Genomic DNA, 17,132 nt, shown 5'->3' with positions numbered 1-17,132 from the left:
CTCATCGACGATGGCTTCGCTGAAGATCATGAATGGAAGCGTTCCTTGATGTAGGCACTCATCTCACTCAGCGGAATTTCCTGCGATGAGTTGCCGCTACGTGCGTAAAACTTCTCCGTCTGCTGCCCGTTTCTGTCCTTCGCCTTAAGAATCACCGGCTCTTTTGCAGCTGCGGAAACAATCTGGCAGACTTCCTTATCTCCGATAGAGTGAAACTTAATTGACACTTTGCTCGTCACAAAGCCTGTGCCGAATTGCTGATTAAGCAGGTTGCGGAGATGCAGCTCAAATTTGTCGCGGTCGGCACCATCGAGCGATTGATAGTCAGGCTCAAGACCTAGAACATCACCATTGTCACCAACTCCGATCAGCAGAGTACCGCCACCCGAATTAGCAAATGCTGCTACTGACTTCATGATGACTTCCTCCAACTTCTTGTTTACGGTAGCCTCCCTCATATCCCAACGAAGTGTGGACTTGAATTCGAGCTCGTCGCTCTCACCTTCGGCGATCATCTCTTCAAGAGAGACAGGAGCAACCGTTATCTCAGTAGCTGTGATTTGATCGAGAAATGTATTCAGATGCTTCGCCAGTATCTTACGCCTTTCTTCCAGGAACATCTCATAGTTGTCAATCGACCATAGATCTTCGTCCTCGGGGATGCATTGAAGCTCCAAGGCCTTGGGAAAGCTCGTCTTCACTGGTTTGAGATAGTCAGACGCAGGCTCGTCAGACTTTTGACGATTCGCGATTTGGGTGAGAATGGCACGATTCGTCAGCTCTTGAGCAAGGGCATATTTAATTCTGTTGCCTTCGCCATAGCCTTTCTCCTTCAGCTTGGAATATGGGAAGATGTGATCGCGCTCTAGTTGGTATTTACTGCCCATGTTCCTTCGCAGACTCATGCCCGTGGTGAAGCACACTGCCCCACGGCTCTTAAAATACCAACGCATCATGCTGAACAGCGGATGCTGAACAGCACGCCCTACAAACTCAGTAGGTAGAATTTCCAAGCGCCCACTCTCCTCGGCGATAACTTGCAGAAGTGCATCAAAGGGCTGGGGAGATTCCGCCACGGTCCGCAAATCTCGGTCAAGCTTCTGCGGTAATTGGCTGACGTAGCGCGCCCGAACCTGTGAGTAGAAAAACCACTTCACCATCTTTCGGATTTCAGCATCCGTCAGGTGCGTTCCTTCCTTGTCGAAGCAATAGACAATGATCGGAACCAGCGCGTAGGGAGAGTTGATTTCGGCCGTGTGGTCTACGAATGCGTTCGTCCGCATCAGATTGACAACATAGTCGAGCACCTGCTTATCCAATCGGTCCCACGCTGCACGAATCTGCTCACCGTTCTCCGCGTCGTGCAGCTTCTTCATGTCCGACCCAATGTGGAAGAGGCAGCCCAACAGGACATAGACGATGAAATCCAACTTGAAGACGTAGCCCTCCTTTTCCAGCGCCACGAGCTTCGCCTTGAAGCGGTCGCGGGCTTGCGGCCAATAGCCAGAGATCTGTGCCAAGGCCAACTCGGCATCAGTCAACGCGACACCACTGGCGTTGACCTTGTAGAAGATGTCAATCGCCTCGCGGATACTCGCCTTCACGGGAATCGTCTGCTCGGGAAACTCGCGCTCCTTGATTCGAGTGATGGCATTGATGTTGTCGTTCAATCTCTTGAGGTCATCCATCTCAAGAGCCTTGCCAATCTCGGCATACTTCGCTTGTAGATCGAAGGCGCTGACCTTGCCCCTGAAAACGTCCGTGATGTTCTGCCACGACGGATTGTTTTCCATTCGGGTCTTCATGTAGTAGAGAAGCTCGAGCGTCTCAACGTTCACATACAGCCCCCTTGTATCGTTCATGATCTCAGGAGCCGTGTAATAAGGTGGAATGTCTCCGTTGATCAGCATGTAGAGGGTCGTCACGCGTTGTTGCCCATCGAGTAGCAACTTCACGGCGCCCTGCTTCTCACTGTATTTGTGCGGCCCTTTCAGCTCAGGCGGGTTGGCCGTTTCCCACGTCAGCATCGTGCCCGTTGGGTATTCCTTGACAAGAGAATCAATCAGTTGCTTGGCATCGTCGCGCTTCCAAACGTATTCGCGCTGGAAGGCAGGAACAAACAGTTGGTTCCCGTCAATCTTGTCAAGGATGGTGGATATTTTCATGGGTGGTTGGCTTCGTGGTGGTAACTCGATGGTGCGTCAGCTCACGTTCAACTCTCCGCTCAGCAGCTTCAGCAGCAGCATGCCGTGCAGGGTGGGAAGGGCTCGCAGCGGAATGGTCGAATTGAGCCGGCCGATGCACTGGCGCAGCCGGCCCACCAGCACCACGTCGCTGAACGAATCCCCCTCCGCCGCCGGTTCACCGGACGCAAGCAGTGGCTCTTGCCCGGCTGCATAGACCAACACCCCGAACGATTCCAGGGCGGCGTCTTTGAGGATGGATTCGTTGAGGCTCATGGTTTCTCTTGCTCAACGGGAGCATTGCCTCCAATTGTTTCCAATGACTCAGCCAAACGCTCTGCATATGCGTTGGCTGGCACGCGCACCCAGTCAGACGTAAACCTGAACAGCCATAGCGCGAGGAACAGGAACGAAACTGTGAGAGCGCCAGCTAGACCTTGATCGATCTCTCCAGTGGCCTCGTGGATGAACAATAAACGCCATCCCGCAATTAGCGAACAAAGCAAACTGACGGAGATTCCTATTGGTCTCAGACCCCAGACATTCCGACGGTAGCCGTAGCTTACATTCTCTTGAAACAGGAGCGGATACTTTGTCGTGTCCCGTGTGTTTGCACGAAGATACTGAGACCAGGCAGAATAAACTTGGTCTGCGGCGGCTGGATCTTCTTGTTCATCTTCATTAGATGGAGCTTGCGCACCGCTCACCAGCGTGGCTAGCTTCTTGTGGTATCGAGCTTTAGTTATTGAATCGAACCGCTCGTGAGAATGGCGAAAAATCAGAACTGACGGAATACCGCCCCAAAGCTTATATAGAGAAGGCTCGCGGCTCTTGCCAGCATCCCGGGCGAGTTGTGTCAGAAGGAACGCGCCGCCGAACCCAACGACCGTCGCCCCCAACGATTGAAGTCCGATGAGCTTGTTGGAGAAAAGCGCTACTCCGGTGGCAACTGCTGGCGAAATTAGGAGCAACGCCGGATAGAGCCGCGCTTCTCTGTCGTAGCGTTCACTAATGAGGTTAAGCAGGCTCATTGCATCAAAGGTTCAGTGTTCCAAGGTAGTTCATGTCGCCGAACGTCATGTACTCGCAATCGAGAAAGTCCACGCCGTAGTTTTCAGATGTGAAGATGTGAACTTTGGAACCCTCGCATGCGAATAGAATGTCCCCTGCACGGTTTTGTGTGATGGTGTTGAAATCAGGGTAATAGCTGAGGTGTTCAGACGGGGCTTCGCCCACCACAATGATCTTGGGTGCCATCTTCTGCAGCATTGAAGCGGGGACCTTGCCACTATCGCGACCGTGGTGTGGCGCAAATAGAATATCGACGGGCGGAATGACCAGGTTTGCCTCGACCGATTCCATGAAATCTGTTTCAAGGTCACCCATCCATAAAACTGTCGGGCCTTTTGCAAGAGATTACTTAATTATAGGAGAAATGTTGTTTGGACTAAATCCTTTCTTAACGTCTTCCAGCTCAGCCAGGAAATAGGCATTGTTTATGTCCGGCCAGAGAATGCTGATTCCAGATGAGCCTCGTTCACCGCCATCCTTATTCATCCACTTTCGTGAGCAGCCCTTATAAATATAGTAGGCCCTTTGGGGATCGTCACGCAACTCACAGTACTTGTTGAAGCTATCCGTCTCGACATCCTTGGTCGCGGCATTCTTCACACAGTAGAAGTTCTCAATGCCGATCTCTGCCTCAAGATGCTCAAGCCCGCGCACATGATCTTCATCGGGATGTGTCGACATAAATCTTGCTATGCCCTTCTTCGATCGGCGGTCCTTGATTTCTGACAGAATTCTATCCATGTCGTCATCGCGTAGACAGCAATCAATCATGGTAAAGTTATCAGACCCGTGGTCGATGTAGAACATGTCACCGTTTCCCACGGCAAATGACTTGATGATGCTCATGTGCGGACTTGTGGTTTGTGATCGAGCTTAGTTGGGTGCCACGCTCGACTCCCCACTCAGCAGCTTCGGCAGCAGCGTGTCGCGAAGGGTGGCGAGTATGCGGGATTGATCAATGTTACGATTGATTGGGTCAAGCATGGACTTGGCTATGGCCGTGAAGGCTTCGACTAGAGAAGAGGGTGGAATTACGACTTTTATATCCAGCACGCCTTCGGGTTGGATGCGTTGATGACTGCCAGTTGTGCCCGTCACAAGCGTGCAATAGGTCGAGGCAAAAGCGGCACTGGTAAATAGCGAGAAAAGAAACTCGCGGGAATAACAATGGCGTGGCGTAGCAACGATGAACTCGGTTGAGCAGACAGAGCGTCGTGTCGCGTGGAGGTCTGGCAACCAGATGCGTTGGATGTGCGGGTTGAGCTTCGAGAGCAGGACGCTGTCACGAATCACAACTAGCTTGTTGCTCATGATGGCGCTGCCGAGTTCGGTCTTCGGGGTTCGGTCTCCGTCGAAAGCTGGAAGGCTGTAGTGATCAAAGGTTTCTTCGGGGCACCCGCCAGGGTTGATGGATGATCGGCTGAAATCGGAGACATCGGCGACTCGTCCCACTGCCCAGCCATTCGGAATGTGGCCAAATTCAGAGTCGTGGAAAGCGTCAGGGAAGAGTGCAGCAGTGTCTGAATCAAGTCCAACGGGCTCCCGCCCATCAAGCTTGGCCCGCACAGGATCGAAATCCACGAACCAGCTCTGGAACAGCGCCCGCGCCATTACCTCCAGCGTCGCGTTCATACGCCGGTTCAACTCGATCTTGTCATCCAGTGCCCCGAGGACGGCCGCGATGGCTTTTTGCTCGGCAAGGGGCGGAATACACGTTTTATGCGCAAGTATGCGTCCAGGAGATGTGTGTTTGACCGTAGTTCCAGTCGCACTAGCCAAGACTTCGTGGCGGTATTCGGCAGTTCGGAGCAGGTAAAAGAGAAAACTCTTATCCAGCTCAGCACCGTCCTTGATGAGAACTTTCCCCAGGCGCTGGTTGTGCAGGAAGCGAGGACCACTCGGTCTCGGGACGAGGGCAGGATATCCCAATGTGTCGGCCTGCTTGCTCAGATCAGTCATGGTGACAACAAGGTCGCCTTCGCTGAGCACGTAGTCGGCAGGGGCGTCGCCGTCGAAGTGTTTGAACTTGTCGCCTTTGAAGCCGCCACCAATTGCAAAATCTCCTGGCGTAAGCAAAATATCGCCAGGCGGTTCATCGCGAATATTCCCACCTGGAAACGCGAAGCCATGCTTCACTTCCATGACCTCAGCCAGTGATGTTTCTACCCACTCAACCGCCATAACCAAGCCCCCTTAGGTTGGCTCTGATGGCCTGCTCCAGTTTCGCGGACTCGGCGAACTGTGCTTGCAGCTCAGCCACCAACCGCGGCACCTTTTCCTCAAACGGCTCGCCGACATCCTCCACTTCCTCTGCACCCACATACCGCCCCGGCGTGAGCACGTGTCCATGGGCGGCGATCTCAGCGGTCGTAGCAGACTTGCAGAACCCCGGCACATCCTTGTAGCCGCCCTCGCCGTTGGCGCCTCGCCAGCGGTGATACGTGCCGCTGATCCTCTCCAGGTCGGCCTCCAGCAGCTCCCGGTGCACCCGATCGATCAGGCTGCCGAGCTTGCGGGCATCGATGAACAATGTGTGCCCGCGCCGATCGCGGAAGCCCCGCTGGCCGTCGGCGGCTTTGCTCTTGGCCAGAAACCACAGGCACACCGGGATCTGGGTGCTGTAGAAGAGCTGGCCGGGCAGGGCCACCATGCAGTCCACCAGGTCCGCTTCGATCAGGGCGCGGCGGATCTCGCCTTCGCCGCTCTGGTTGGAGCTCATGCTGCCGTTGGCGAGCACGAAGCCGGCCAGGCCCTGAGGCGCCAGGTGGTGGAGGAAGTGCTGCACCCAGGCGAAGTTGGCGTTGCCCTTCGGCGGCACGCCGAACTGCCAGCGCACGTCGTCGTCTTTACGGAACCAGTCGGAATCGTTGAAGGGCGGGTTGGCGATCACATAATCCGCCCGCAGATCGGGATGCAGGTCGCGGCGGAAGCTGTCGGCGTGCTCCGGGCCGAAGTCGGCCTCGATGCCGCGCAGGGCCAGGTTCATCACCGCCAGGCGGCGGGTGGTGGCGTTGCTCTCCTGGCCGTAGATGGAAATGTCGCCCAGCCGGCCGCCGTGGCTTTCCACGAACTTCTCGCTCTGTACGAACATGCCGCCGGAGCCGCAGCAGGGGTAGTAGATGCGGCCCTTATACGGCTCCAGCATCTCCACCAAACAGCGCACCACACAACTCGGCGTGTAGAACTGGCCGCCGTTCTTGCCCTCGGCTGAGGCAAAGCGGGTGAGGAAGTATTCGTACACCCGGCCCAGCAGATCCACGGAGCGGTGGCTCGTCGCAGACAAGCCCTCCCCCTCGCCCGCGGCGATGCCGCTGGCGGCGGTGAGTTCGATCGTGGCGATCACATCGATCAGCTCCCCCAGGCGCTGCTTGTCGAGGCCCGGACGGGCGTAGTCCTTCGGCAGCACCCCCTTGAGGCGTGGGTTGTCGCGCTCGATCGCCACCATGGCGTCGTCCACCAGCTTGCCGATCGTGGCTTGCTTGGCATTGGCCTGCAGCTGGCTCCAGCGGGCCTCGGTGGGCACCCAGAACACGTTCTCGGCCTTGTATTCGTCGGGGTCTTCAGGGTTGGCGCCCTCGTAGTCGCCAACCCCCGCCAGCAGCTTGGCGCGGTGTTCCTCGAAGCTGTCGGAGATGTACTTGAGGAAGATCAGGCCGAGCACCACGTGCTTGTACTCGACCGCGTCCATGTTGTTGCGCAGCTTGTCGGCCGTGAGCCAGAGCTTGGCCTCGAACCCCAGGTTGGCGGTGCCGTTGCCAGCAGAGCTGGCCTTCGCCTTGCGGGGGGTTTTGGCGGGAGCGGACTGCTGAATCACGGGCTCGGCGCCCACCAGCGACACGCTGTCGCTGCGGCCTCGGCCGCGGGACACGATTCCCTTGGCCACCAAGGCGGTCTTCACCTCCTCGTAGAGGGGCTCATCCCAGGCGAGCTGCTCTCGCAGGGCGGGGTTGCGGGCGGGGCTGCCAGCCGTTTCCAGGGCTTCGAGGAAGTCGTTCAGCTGGTCCTGATCGGGCATCGAGGGATCAGCTGGGGCGGCGCTGGGGGGAGTCTGGCTGGGGTGGGGCGGTTGTGGGGAGAAACCTCTCCACCCTCCACAAGCTCCTCACCGCCCGGCTGCTTCGAACTGGAGCTGGCAGAGGCCGTTTGAGAGGAATTCAGGGCCGAGACACACCGAGATCTTTGCAGATCATGAGTACAAGTAGATCGTTGATCTAGTTATGGCGCGGAATGGCACTGCGTTTCAAAAGGTCAGAACCAACTCCTCATAGCCACCGCCAGCAGCCTGGCGTGCTTCCTCACGGTTCATGGCCAGGGCCTCAGACAGAATCTCGCGCAGCGAATCGAGAAGCGACTCGCGGTTCGATTCCTGCGCATTGACCCCCGGCACCTCTTCCACCCATCCGATCCACCAATCTCCATCCTGCTTGATAACGGCCGTGTAGTTCTGGCTCATGGCGGCATCCTCAACGACTTCAGCATCCTTCCCTGCAGTTTGCCCGGCCCAGGCACCAATGGGATCGTTTTAGGCCTGTCGGAGCCAGACCACCAGCTCGGCCCGGAGCTGCTTGAAGGTGGCCATGACCACATCTCTGCTCAGACCGCATGCCAGGGGTTGATCAGATTGATCCCGATCCCCGCAAAATCCGCCACGTTGCGAGTGGCCAATTGGGCGCCTCGGGCCAGGGTGATGGCGGCGATCACCCCATCAGCTGTGGCCATCGGTCGGCCCTGGAGTTCCTTCTGCCGCAACAGCTCCGCATACCAATGCGCGGCCTCCCGGTTGAAGGCCCACACCCGTTCGCCGAAGAGGGTCGGCAGCAACGCCTCCCAGCTGTGCAGCAGCGCCTTCCGCCGACGGCCCTCCGGCAGACGGGCGATGCCGTGCAGGATCTCCGCCTCGTTCATCGTTGTGATGCCCACCACCGCCGGAGTGAGGCGATTTGCCCAGGCGAGCACCTTCGGCTCGGGGCTGGGGCGCATCAGCTCGGCAATCACGTTGGTGTCCAGCACAATCACTCCTTCTGCTCAGCAAAGCCAGCGGCTTCCGCCATCGACGCGCGCACCGGCAGATCGAGTTCCACCCCGCCGAGGGCGGCGAAGTGTTCCTGAATACGGCGGCCCAGGCCACGGCCGTCCGCAGATTCGGGCTGCGGCGCTACCGCCTGGCGCAGGATCGTGCGCGCCTCCTCCTCCATCGAGCGACCGTGGTGCGCCGCCTGAAGCCGTAGCTGGGCCTTGGTGGCGTCGTCGAGGTTCCGGATCGTCAGGCTGGCCATGGCGCAATCTCTGCTGGCAATGCGAGCAATGCCATCAACGCTAGCGGATGTCCCCAGCGATGGCGCCACCGGCGGGCGGTGCGGGCAGCAGGGGTGTGGGATCCACCGCCACCAGTCCCTGAGGCTGCCGTTGGCGCACCTCCAGGTGCAGGTGCGGGGTGCTGGCGTTGCCGCTCTGGCCCACCAGGCCCAGGGGCTGCCCGGCCCGCAGGCTCTCGCCGGGGCTCACGGAGGCCTCCAGCAGGTGGGCGTAGAGGCTCGACCAGCCACCGCCGTGATCCACCAGCACCGTGAGGCCATAGCCGGCGATGTCCGCCACCCGCTGCACCCGGCCCGCCTGCACGGCCAGCACGGCGGTCCCCTCAGGCGCGATCAGATCCACTCCGGTGTGCATGCGCCAGGCACCGCGTGCGCTCGAAAAGCGCCAGCCCCAGGGGTCCTGTTCGAGGGCCCCAACGGCCAGGGGGTAGTGCAGCGACTGCGGCAGCATCGACATGGCATCGCCAGTGGCTTGCGGCTCGTGCCCGAGGGCGAGATCCCCCACCGCCACCTCCCGGGGAACCACTGATGGCCGCTCGGGCCTAGGTGCTTCCGGCAGCGGCACTGGCTTGGGCGCAACCACGGCAGGCGGAAGCACGGCCTCCGGCCAGGGGTCGTCCTCAGACCCCGCCCCGCTGGCCGAGTCGGGGATCAGTGGCGCTGCGTTGGTTGTCGGCGGGTTGATCAGGGCAGGAGCAGCGGCAGCGCCCAGCAGGGTGAGCAGCAGCATCGCCGGGTTCAGCCGGGAGCGGGCAGGGGCCATCGAGCGCACCACAGGCGGTGTCGCCACGGACCGTGGCGTTGCAGTCAGAGGCGTTGTACCGCCCTCAGATCCGCCTCACCACCACCACGCCGCGGCTGCGGCCGGAACTGCTGTCGGTGGTGCGGATCGCCTGCCAGAGATCCGCCAGGGGCACCCACACCGATGGGTACCGGTAGCGGGCCACATCAAGGATCAGCACCCGATCCGTGGCGGCGTGGTACGCGGCAAGCGGGGAGATGTGGCCGCCGCCGGCCTGGCCGAGAGACGGGCGGAGATAGTTCACCAGCAGGCGATCACCGGGCTCGTTGAGGTTGCTGCGCACCAGCAGCCGGAACTGGGCCAGGCTCAGCCGATCACCGTGGATGGCCCGGGCCTGCACCCCATGGCTGGTCAGCAGGGCGCCCAGTTCCTGCAGGGTCATCCCCTGGCGGGCCACAATTTCGGGGCTCAGTACCGCCCTGGTGGCGGCGGGCTCGAAAACGTTCTCCTGTGTCCAGAACCGGTAGCTGCCATAACCCGCCGCCGCCGGGGCCGGCACCGCCAGGCTGTTGAGCACCATCACCATGCTGGCCACGCCGCAGTAGGCAAGGTTGGCCTGGGTGAGGAACTGCTCGGCCAGCGGTCCGTAGTCGGCCCGATCAACGCTCTGCAGCAGCAGGGTCTGGCCCTGGGGCTCAGGCAGGGCAATGGTGCTGCCCGGCTGGGCCAGGGCGGCGGGGCCCAGGGGCAGCATCGCCAACAGAGCGAAACCGAGCCCGCCGCAGACGGCCACGGTCGCCCGGCGCCGCTGCCTTCTCGGCCTGAGGCAGGACCCGGTTGCTCGACCTAGGGTTCGCCCGATTGAATCGGTGGTTGATGGCCTTCGAGGTGTCGGAAGCACGGATGCACGGTGTGCGCTGGGTTCTCACCAGCGCCTGGTTGCTGATCATCGCGTCCCTCTTCTACGACCCCTGGACGCCCCGCTTCACCGAGCCGGATCACCCCTGGAGCCCCCTGCGCCTGCCCGACGGGTGCGTGGCGGTGCAGGGTGTCTGCCTGAGCGAGACCCCCTATCCCCTCGGCACCACGCTGTTCTGGGGGGCGGTGGTGCCGGCGGCGGTGCTGATCCTGCTCCTCTTCGGCCATGAGCTCTGGCGGCGGATCTGCCCTCTCTCCTTCCTCTCCCAGATCCCCCGGGCCCTGGGCTGGCAGCGTCAGCGAACCAAGGTCAACCCGCGCACCGGTGAGCGCCGCCAGCAGCTGGCCAAAGTGCCTGACGACGCCTGGCTGGCCCGTCACTATTCCCAGCTGCAGTTCGGCTGGCTGTTCGTTGGTCTCTGCGGAAGGATCCTCTTCTTCAATGCCGACCGGCTGGTGCTGGCCGGCTGGCTGCTGTTCACGATCGCCGCCGCCATCAGTGTGGGCTGGCTCTACGGCGGCAAGGCCTGGTGCCAGTACTTCTGCCCGATGGCGCCGGTGCAGAGCGTCTACTCCACCCCGGCCGGTCTGCTCGGCAGCAAGGCCCACCTCAGCGAGCAGCCGATCACCCAGTCGATGTGCCGCACCGTGCTCAGCGATGGCAGCGAACAGAGCGCTTGTGTGGCCTGCCAGCAGCCCTGCATCGACATCGACGCGGAGCGGATGTACTGGACCCGGCTGGGCACCGGCTCCTTTGCCTTCGAGCGCTATGCCTACGTCGGCCTGGTGGTGGGCTATTTCCTCTACTACTACCTCTACGCCGGCAGCTGGGATTACTACTTCTCGGGGGCCTGGCTGCGCCAGAGCGATCAGTTGTCGATGCTGCTGCGGCCAGGACTGTTCCTCTTCGGCCAGAGCCTGAACGTGCCCCGGCTGGTGGCCGTTCCCCTGGTGCTCGGCGTCTTCACCTGGCTAGGGGTTGTGCTGGGCCGCTGGATCGAGCGCAGCAGCCGCTGGGGGCGGCATCGGATCTTCGTGCTGGCCACCTTCCTGGTTTTCAACTTCTTCTTTCTGTTCTCCGGCCGGCCCCTGCTGCTGCTGCTGCCCCCCTGGGTTCAGACCCTCTTCGATGCGGTGGTGGTGGCGGTGAGCAGCCTCTGGCTCTACCGCTCCTGGGAACGCAGCTCCGATCTGCACCAGCGCGAAAACCTGGCCAGCCGCTTCCGCCGCCAGCTGGAGAAACTCGATCTCGATGTGGGGCGCTACCTCGATGGGCGCCAGCTTGCCGACCTCAGCCCCCATGAGGTGTACGTGCTCGCCAAGGTGCTGCCCGGCTTCACCCGCGAGAAGCGTCTGCAGGTGTACAAGGAGGTGGTGCGGGAGGCCCTGCAGGAGGGCTACGCCAATGCCTCCAGCAGCCTTGAGCTTCTGGGCCAGATGCGGCAGGAGATCGGCATCACCGACGAGGAGCACAGCCTGCTGCTCGAATCGGTGGGGGTCGAGAATCCGGATCTGCTCGATCCCGACAGCCGCCGCAGCCTTGAGGATCAGATCCGCCTGAGCGGTTACACCAAATCGCTGGAGCGGTTGATGCTGCTCAAGAGCCGCCAGGCCGATCCTGAGGTGATCCGCAACCTGTGCTGCCAGTACTCGATCACCCCGGACGAGGAAGCCAGCGTGCTCGAAGGCCTCGACCCCAGCGCCACTGCGCAGCACAAGCTGGAGGCGATGCTGTCCCGTTTCGCCGAGCTCCGGCAGGCCCGCAGGAGCCTGTTGCAACCGGTGTTGGCGGATCAGGTGCTGGTGCGCGATCTGCTGGCCCAGTCCCTGCTGCAGCGCCAGGACCTGAGCGTGCGCGCCATGCTCACCGAGCTGGCGGAGTTGAAGGATCAGCCCGAAGCCGTGAAGTGGGCGGACAGGCTCAAAGCCCTGAGACCGGTCAACCTGCCCCTGCTTCTGGCTGAGGGCGGCTGGGAGAAGCAACTCTCAGCGCCGGTGCTGGCAATCCTGCGTCAGGAGCCGCAAGGTGCCGCTGATGAGCCGCAGTCCTGTCCCCTCACCGAAACCCTCGCCAGCCTTGAAGCGCTGATGCAGGAGCGCACTCCCCTGCTGCGGGCCTGCGCCCTGTTCCTGCTGGCGCGGCTCGATCTCAACCGTGCCCGGTTCCTGGCCAGTGGCCTGGAGCCTGCCACCGCTCCCGCTCCACTGGCCGAGGTGCTCAAGGCCCTGAAATCCCCGACGGCCCCGGCCCCCGAGCTTGAGGATCTGCCGGAGCTGGAGCTGCGGGCCTACCTGGCCGCCAGCGATTTCTTCTCAGGCACCAGCCACGACAGCCTGGAGCAGCTGGCAGCGGTCTCGGAGCTGCGCCGCTTCGCGGACGGGGAGCTGATCACCGAAACCGGTGACACCTGCCGTGAATTGCTGGTGCTGATCAGCGGCAAGGCGGCGGTTCGCTATCAAGACGCCAGCGGCATCCGCCTCGACCCGCTCAAGCGCGGTCAGGTGCTCGACGAATTGGAGGTGCTCAGCCACAGCGCCTCGGAGAACACGATCGTGGCGCAGGAGGAGGGAACCCGGCTGCTGGCGGTACCGGTGGATGGCTTCGATGCAGTGCTCGAGCGTGACCACGACTTCGCCCGACGGGTGCTGGAGCTCGAAAGCCGCCATCTGCAGAGCCTGATGCGCTCGCTGCAGAGCTGAGCGATCAGCTACCTCTGGCGTCCATACCGGGAACCACATCCCAGTGATGGCCAGCCAGCAGGGCCTTGGCCTGCTCCGGACTGAGCAGCCTGGCGTTGTGATAGCCCCCCGTCACACCGCCCTGGCGGTTGCGCAGCAACAAAGCCCGGTCATGACCGGGCGGGCGGCTCATGGGCCGGACCAGCAGGGTGGGGAACTCCATCGGTGGTTGCGGCGCAGGAGACCTGCAAGGTTCAATCAACCGCAGATCCCCGCATTGGCCAGCCCTCAGGCGCTGATGTGACGGATCAGGTCGAGGCATTTGCAGGAATAGCCCCACTCGTTGTCGTACCAGGCCACCACCTTCACGAAGGTGTCGGTCAGAGCGATGCCGGCGCCGGCGTCGAACACCGAAGTGCAGGGTTCACCGATGAAATCCGAGGAGACCACATCCGCTTCCGTGTAGCCCAACACCCCGGCCATCGAGCCCGCAGCGGCCGCCTTCATGGCGTCCTTGATGGCCTGGTAGCTGGTGGGACGCTCCAGATTCACGGTGAGATCCACCACCGACACATCCGGGGTAGGCACGCGGAAGGCCATGCCCGTGAGCTTTCCGTTGAGGGAGGGGATCACCTTGCCCACGGCTTTCGCGGCGCCGGTGGAGGAGGGAATGATGTTCTGGCCGGCGCCGCGACCACCACGCCAGTCCTTGGCGGAGGGGCCATCCACCGTTTTCTGGGTGGCGGTCATGGCATGGACAGTGGTCATCAACCCGTCGCGGATGCCGAAGTTGTCGTGCAGCACCTTGGCGATCGGGGCCAGGCAGTTGGTGGTGCAGGAGGCATTGGAGACGATGTCCTCACCGGCATACGAGTGGTGATTCACCCCCATCACGAACATCGGCGTGTCGTCCTTGGAAGGGGCTGAGAGCACCACCTTCTTGGCGCCCGCCGTGATGTGGGCCCTCGCCGAAGCGTCGGTGAGGAACAGGCCGGTTGATTCGAGCACCACATCGGCGCCCACGCCCCCCCAGTTCAGGGCCGCCGGATCCCGCTCGGAGGTCACCCGGATCGCCTTGCCGTTGACGATCAGCTGGCCGTCGCGAGTTTCCACTTCACCGCGGAAACGTCCGTGGGTGGAGTCGTAGCGAAGCATGTAGGCGATGTAATCGAGCTCGATCAGATCGTTGATCGCCACCACATCGATCCCCTCGATCTCGAAGCTGCGGCGAAAGACCAGGCGGCCGATCCGACCGAATCCGTTGATCCCCAGTGCAATTCCCATCGTGTGGCTCCCTCGATCGGTTGTGCTGCAGCCGCTCAGCCTACCGGCCGCCCCAGAAGCGGCTCCGCCGTCAGCCGAGCCAGTTGAGGAAGCGCTGGATCACCACGGCGTTGCTGATGTCGACGAAAAAGCCAGACACCAGCGGCACGATGATGAAGGCCTGGGGTGAAGGCCCGTAGCGGTGGCTCACCGCCGCCATGTTCGCCATTGCGGTGGGGGTGGCCCCCAGGGAGAACCCCCCGAAGCCGGAGCAGATCACGGCGGCGTCGTAGTTGGCGCCCATGGCGGGGAACACCACCATCACCGCGAACAGCACAGCCACCAGGAACTGGGCGGCCAGGATCATCAGGATCGGCCCAGCCAGCTCGGCGATGGTCCAGAGCTGCAGGCTCATCAGCGACATCGTCAGGAAGATCCCCAGGGAGATCTCCGACACCAGAGAAAGCGAACGGGTCTGCGCCGGCCAGATGAGGCGGGGGATCAGGCGCGGCACCGTATTGGTGAGCAGGATTGCGCTGAACAGGGCACAGACGAACAGCGGCAGGTTGCTGCCCATCGCCTTGAGGGCTTCATGCAGCAAGTCCCCCAGGGCCAGACTCATATTCAGCCAGAAAAGGGTGCGCAGCAGGCTGAAGAAATCCACCGGCCTTGGATCGGCGGGGGTGTCGGCCCGCTCGCTCGGCCCACCGGCAGGACCGCAGCTCAGCTGATGGCGGCGGATCAGGAACCGGGCCACCGGGCCTCCCATCAGCGAGGCCAGCACCAGGCCCAGGGTGGCGCAGGCGATGCCGATCTCCATGGCGTTCTCGATGCCGTAGTCCCGGGCGAAGCGCGGCGCCCAGGCAATCGCTGTGCCGTGGCCACCGAGAAGCGACACCGAACCCCCGAGCAGTCCCTGCAGGGGGGAGAGACCCGCCAGGCTGGCGACCCCGACGCCGGTGATGTTCTGCAGGATCATGAACATCACGGTCAGGCCCACCAGCAGCAGCAGCGGCCGTCCTCCCAGAAGCAGGGTCTTGATGTCGGCGTTGAGGCCGATTGTCGCGAAGAAGTAGAGCAGCAGGAAATCCCTGGTGGCGAGGTTGAAGTTGATCTCCAGCCCACTCACGCCATGCAGCAGGGCCAGCAGCAGACAGACCAGCAGGCCACTGCTGACCGGCTCCGGAATGTTGAACTGGCGCAGGACGGCAAAGCGCTGATTCAGCCAGCGTCCAACCGCCAGCACCACGATGGCAATGTTGAACGTGGCAAAACTAGCGATCTCCAACCTGAAGAATCCTCTGCGAGCTGGCAGAGCCTACCGGTCTGGATCCGCGCAGAATGGTGCCAGCAGGGCTCCCGCCAATGGCAACCCCACGGCCCTTCGCCACGACTTTCCTTGTACTCGTCTGATCGGGGCTGACCATCCCGCCGCTGCTGGTGGCCCTGCTGGTGGTGCCGGTGAGCAATCTGGTCAGCCTCGATGGTCGCTCCGACTGGCTACAGGTCTTTACTTCAAAGCCCTTTGATTTGGGGCTTTGATCTATGCTGATCACGGTGCAATCTTGTTGCTGAGTCGAGTCTTGCTGGTGAAACGTCTGCTCCCGCTGCTTCAACTCGTCGCTGCTCTGGCCCTGGTGGCTCCGGCATCCGCCGGCTCCCTGCTGGAGTCGGTGGCGGCCTCGGGCGTGCTGGTGGGGGGCACCAGCCGGGATGCCTTCCCCTTCGCTTACCAGAACGAGGAGGGTCAGCTGGTGGGCTACTCGATCGACATGATGAACCTGATCCGGGAGGAGATCGAGCGCCAGACGGGCCGCCCGATCAAGCTGAAGCTGGTGCCACTGGAGACCGACCAGCGGCTCTCCAGCCTGGAATCAGGGGCGGTGAACCTGGTCTGCGATGCCAGCAGCTTCACCTGGAGCCGTGATGAAAAGGTGGATTTCTCGGTGAGTTACGGCATGACAGGCACCCAGTTGCTCGTACCCCGGGGCTCGGGGCTTTCCTCCCCGGAGTCCCTGGCGGGTAAGCGCGTGGGAGCTCTGCCGCGCACCACCAGTGCCCTGGCAGTGGCCAACCGTCAGCCGACGGCCTCGGTGGTGCTGCTCAAGGACCGCCAGGCCGGCTATGAGGCACTCCAGCAAGGCCGCATCGATGCCTTCGCCGACGACGGGATGCTCCTGTATGCCTGGTTGCAGCGTCATGGAGGCCAGGCCGCCTTCCAGGTGTCGGATGACACCTACTCCAGGGAAGGCATCGCCTGCATGCTGCCCCAGAACAATGCGTCCTTCCAGCGGGTGGTGGACCTGGCCCTGATCCGCTACATGCAGGGGTACCTGCGTCATCAGCCCAGGGAGCGGGGCATCTTCGATCGCTGGTTCGGTCCCCAGGGCAAAACGCCCCTGACCCAGGACGCCACTGGTCTGTTCACCGAAACCATGCAGTTGATGGTTGACTTCAAGGAAGAGGTGCCGACCAAACCCTGAGGCGGTTCGGTTCCACCCACCCGACCGTCCTGTGATGCCCACCATGCTTCGATCCTTCGGCGGCCTCGCTGCCGCTCTGCTGCTGGGAGCCCTTCCGGCCAGAGCAGGCTCCGTCACGGCCGATTCGATCATCGACCGGGACAGTGCCCTTCAAGAGGCCACCAGCCAGGTTCCCGATGGTGCGACGGTGACCGGCAGCCGTTGCCAGGAGATCGTGCTGCCCGGGAACAGCTTCCGTTACCGCTGCAGCGTCGAGTTCAGCACCACCCCGCCTGCAGCCAACCCTGCTCCCTAGGAGGCTGTTGCACGAATAATCCGTGAGCTCCGCCGTGACAACCCTGCCGTGGCTCGGACCTGCTGCGATTCCACCGTCGGCACTCTGAGTTTAGCCCCTTTATCTGTTGGCAGCCCCCGGTGGCTCGAGCCGAGGGACAGGGTGACTTTTATGTGACCGCCCAGCTGAATTTGAACAACTACT

At 61.8% G+C, this 17,132-nt stretch carries 18 protein-coding genes; 3 read left to right on the top strand and 15 right to left on the bottom strand.

Translation table 11 applies throughout. From position 1 onward, the window contains the following. Nucleotides 1-26: 26 nt before the first annotated feature. The 12 genes from CJZ82_RS15310 to CJZ82_RS15265 all read right to left on the bottom strand — a co-directional run bounded on the left by CJZ82_RS15310 (nt 27) and on the right by CJZ82_RS15265 (nt 10,104). Nucleotides 27-2,165 (bottom strand): DUF262 domain-containing protein, encoded by a 2,139-nt coding sequence (locus tag CJZ82_RS15310; protein ID WP_094556621.1) that lies wholly within the window; start codon nt 2,163-2,165, stop codon nt 27-29. Nucleotides 2,166-2,201: 36 nt separating this feature from the next. After that, on the bottom strand, nt 2,202-2,459 hold the full coding sequence (locus CJZ82_RS15305) for a hypothetical protein (protein ID WP_094556620.1): 258 nt from the start codon (nt 2,457-2,459) through the stop codon (nt 2,202-2,204). Further along, entirely contained in the window at nt 2,456-3,214 is a 759-nt protein-coding gene (locus tag CJZ82_RS18045) for a hypothetical protein (RefSeq protein WP_143593699.1), read from the bottom strand. The genes CJZ82_RS15305 and CJZ82_RS18045 overlap by 4 nt, the downstream gene beginning before the upstream one ends. Before the next feature lie 4 nt (nt 3,215-3,218). Then, on the bottom strand, nt 3,219-3,569 hold the full coding sequence (locus tag CJZ82_RS19130; RefSeq protein ID WP_233130296.1) for a hypothetical protein: 351 nt from the start codon (nt 3,567-3,569) through the stop codon (nt 3,219-3,221). Nucleotides 3,570-3,599: 30 nt separating this feature from the next. After that, entirely contained in the window at nt 3,600-4,100 is a 501-nt protein-coding gene (locus CJZ82_RS19125; RefSeq protein WP_233130295.1) for a hypothetical protein, read from the bottom strand. 27 nt (nt 4,101-4,127) lie between these two features. Then, nucleotides 4,128-5,435, bottom strand: a complete 1,308-nt coding sequence (locus tag CJZ82_RS15295) for a restriction endonuclease subunit S (RefSeq protein WP_094556619.1) — start codon at nt 5,433-5,435, stop codon at nt 4,128-4,130. Beyond that, entirely contained in the window at nt 5,425-7,269 is a 1,845-nt protein-coding gene (locus CJZ82_RS15290) for a class I SAM-dependent DNA methyltransferase (protein WP_198949806.1), read from the bottom strand. Before CJZ82_RS15290 ends, CJZ82_RS15295 begins: the two co-directional genes overlap by 11 nt. Before the next feature lie 225 nt (nt 7,270-7,494). Then, complete coding sequence (locus CJZ82_RS15285; protein ID WP_094556618.1) at nt 7,495-7,707, bottom strand: hypothetical protein; 213 nt, start codon at nt 7,705-7,707, stop codon at nt 7,495-7,497. Nucleotides 7,708-7,847: 140 nt separating this feature from the next. Continuing rightward, nucleotides 7,848-8,270, bottom strand: a complete 423-nt coding sequence (locus tag CJZ82_RS15280) for a type II toxin-antitoxin system VapC family toxin (protein WP_094556617.1) — start codon at nt 8,268-8,270, stop codon at nt 7,848-7,850. Then, a complete protein-coding gene (locus CJZ82_RS15275; RefSeq protein ID WP_094556616.1) occupies nt 8,267-8,530 on the bottom strand; it encodes a plasmid stabilization protein in 264 nt (87 codons plus the stop codon). Before CJZ82_RS15275 ends, CJZ82_RS15280 begins: the two co-directional genes overlap by 4 nt. Before the next feature lie 40 nt (nt 8,531-8,570). Continuing rightward, the gene (locus tag CJZ82_RS15270; protein WP_233130294.1) at nt 8,571-9,359 is read right to left on the bottom strand and encodes a M23 family metallopeptidase; all 789 of its coding nucleotides are present in this window, start codon (nt 9,357-9,359) and stop codon (nt 8,571-8,573) included. Between the two features lie 37 nt (nt 9,360-9,396). Next, nucleotides 9,397-10,104 carry a phytochelatin synthase family protein gene (locus CJZ82_RS15265; RefSeq protein WP_233130293.1) on the bottom strand — a complete coding sequence of 236 codons (708 nt, stop codon included), beginning with the start codon at nt 10,102-10,104 and terminating at the stop codon, nt 9,397-9,399. A gap of 83 nt (nt 10,105-10,187) precedes the next feature. Between CJZ82_RS15265 and CJZ82_RS15260 the strand changes: the two genes are divergently transcribed. Next, nucleotides 10,188-12,929 carry a cyclic nucleotide-binding domain-containing protein gene (locus tag CJZ82_RS15260; RefSeq protein WP_094556614.1) on the top strand — a complete coding sequence of 914 codons (2,742 nt, stop codon included), beginning with the start codon at nt 10,188-10,190 and terminating at the stop codon, nt 12,927-12,929. Nucleotides 12,930-12,933: 4 nt separating this feature from the next. Here CJZ82_RS15260 and CJZ82_RS15255 read toward each other — a convergent pair whose 3' ends face one another. The 3 genes from CJZ82_RS15255 to gltS form a co-directional block, all read right to left on the bottom strand. Then, nucleotides 12,934-13,131, bottom strand: coding sequence for a hypothetical protein (locus CJZ82_RS15255; protein WP_094556613.1), 198 nt, complete (start codon nt 13,129-13,131; stop codon nt 12,934-12,936). 65 nt (nt 13,132-13,196) lie between these two features. Then, the gene (gene gap / locus CJZ82_RS15250) at nt 13,197-14,192 is read right to left on the bottom strand and encodes a type I glyceraldehyde-3-phosphate dehydrogenase (protein WP_094556612.1); all 996 of its coding nucleotides are present in this window, start codon (nt 14,190-14,192) and stop codon (nt 13,197-13,199) included. 70 nt (nt 14,193-14,262) lie between these two features. Further along, nucleotides 14,263-15,459 carry a sodium/glutamate symporter gene (gltS, locus tag CJZ82_RS15245; RefSeq protein ID WP_094556611.1) on the bottom strand — a complete coding sequence of 399 codons (1,197 nt, stop codon included), beginning with the start codon at nt 15,457-15,459 and terminating at the stop codon, nt 14,263-14,265. A 301-nt stretch (nt 15,460-15,760) separates the two neighbouring features. Between gltS and CJZ82_RS15240 the strand changes: the two genes are divergently transcribed. Both CJZ82_RS15240 and CJZ82_RS15235 read left to right on the top strand, forming a co-directional pair. Beyond that, nucleotides 15,761-16,654 (top strand): amino acid ABC transporter substrate-binding protein, encoded by an 894-nt coding sequence (locus CJZ82_RS15240; protein WP_233130292.1) that lies wholly within the window; start codon nt 15,761-15,763, stop codon nt 16,652-16,654. Between the two features lie 34 nt (nt 16,655-16,688). Next, nucleotides 16,689-16,949: a hypothetical protein gene (locus CJZ82_RS15235; protein ID WP_233130291.1), complete on the top strand. Its 261-nt coding sequence runs from the start codon at nt 16,689-16,691 to the stop codon at nt 16,947-16,949. Nucleotides 16,950-17,132: the final 183 nt, after the last annotated feature.

It is taken from the genome of Synechococcus sp. 1G10 (assembly GCF_002252625.1).
GTDB lineage: Bacteria > Cyanobacteriota > Cyanobacteriia > PCC-6307 > Cyanobiaceae > Regnicoccus_A.
The sequence above is the reverse complement of the archived record's forward strand: the minus strand, read 5'-3'. Positions and strand labels throughout refer to the sequence as shown.

Coding starts and splice junctions, on each gene's coding strand:
- CJZ82_RS15285 (WP_094556618.1), bottom strand. CDS start 7,707: ATGAGCCAGAACTACACGGCCGTTATCAAGCAGGATGGAGATTGGTGG.
- CJZ82_RS15255 (WP_094556613.1), bottom strand. CDS start 13,131: ATGGAGTTCCCCACCCTGCTGGTCCGGCCCATGAGCCGCCCGCCCGGT.
- CJZ82_RS15290 (WP_198949806.1), bottom strand. CDS start 7,269: ATGCCCGATCAGGACCAGCTGAACGACTTCCTCGAAGCCCTGGAAACG.
- CJZ82_RS18045 (WP_143593699.1), bottom strand. CDS start 3,214: ATGAGCCTGCTTAACCTCATTAGTGAACGCTACGACAGAGAAGCGCGG.
- CJZ82_RS19130 (WP_233130296.1), bottom strand. CDS start 3,569: ATGGGTGACCTTGAAACAGATTTCATGGAATCGGTCGAGGCAAACCTG.
- CJZ82_RS15295 (WP_094556619.1), bottom strand. CDS start 5,435: ATGGCGGTTGAGTGGGTAGAAACATCACTGGCTGAGGTCATGGAAGTG.
- CJZ82_RS15310 (WP_094556621.1), bottom strand. CDS start 2,165: ATGAAAATATCCACCATCCTTGACAAGATTGACGGGAACCAACTGTTT.
- CJZ82_RS15235 (WP_233130291.1), top strand. CDS start 16,689: ATGCCCACCATGCTTCGATCCTTCGGCGGCCTCGCTGCCGCTCTGCTG.
- gap (WP_094556612.1), bottom strand. CDS start 14,192: ATGGGAATTGCACTGGGGATCAACGGATTCGGTCGGATCGGCCGCCTG.
- CJZ82_RS15305 (WP_094556620.1), bottom strand. CDS start 2,459: ATGAGCCTCAACGAATCCATCCTCAAAGACGCCGCCCTGGAATCGTTC.
- CJZ82_RS15275 (WP_094556616.1), bottom strand. CDS start 8,530: ATGGCCAGCCTGACGATCCGGAACCTCGACGACGCCACCAAGGCCCAG.
- CJZ82_RS19125 (WP_233130295.1), bottom strand. CDS start 4,100: ATGAGCATCATCAAGTCATTTGCCGTGGGAAACGGTGACATGTTCTAC.
- CJZ82_RS15260 (WP_094556614.1), top strand. CDS start 10,188: ATGGCCTTCGAGGTGTCGGAAGCACGGATGCACGGTGTGCGCTGGGTT.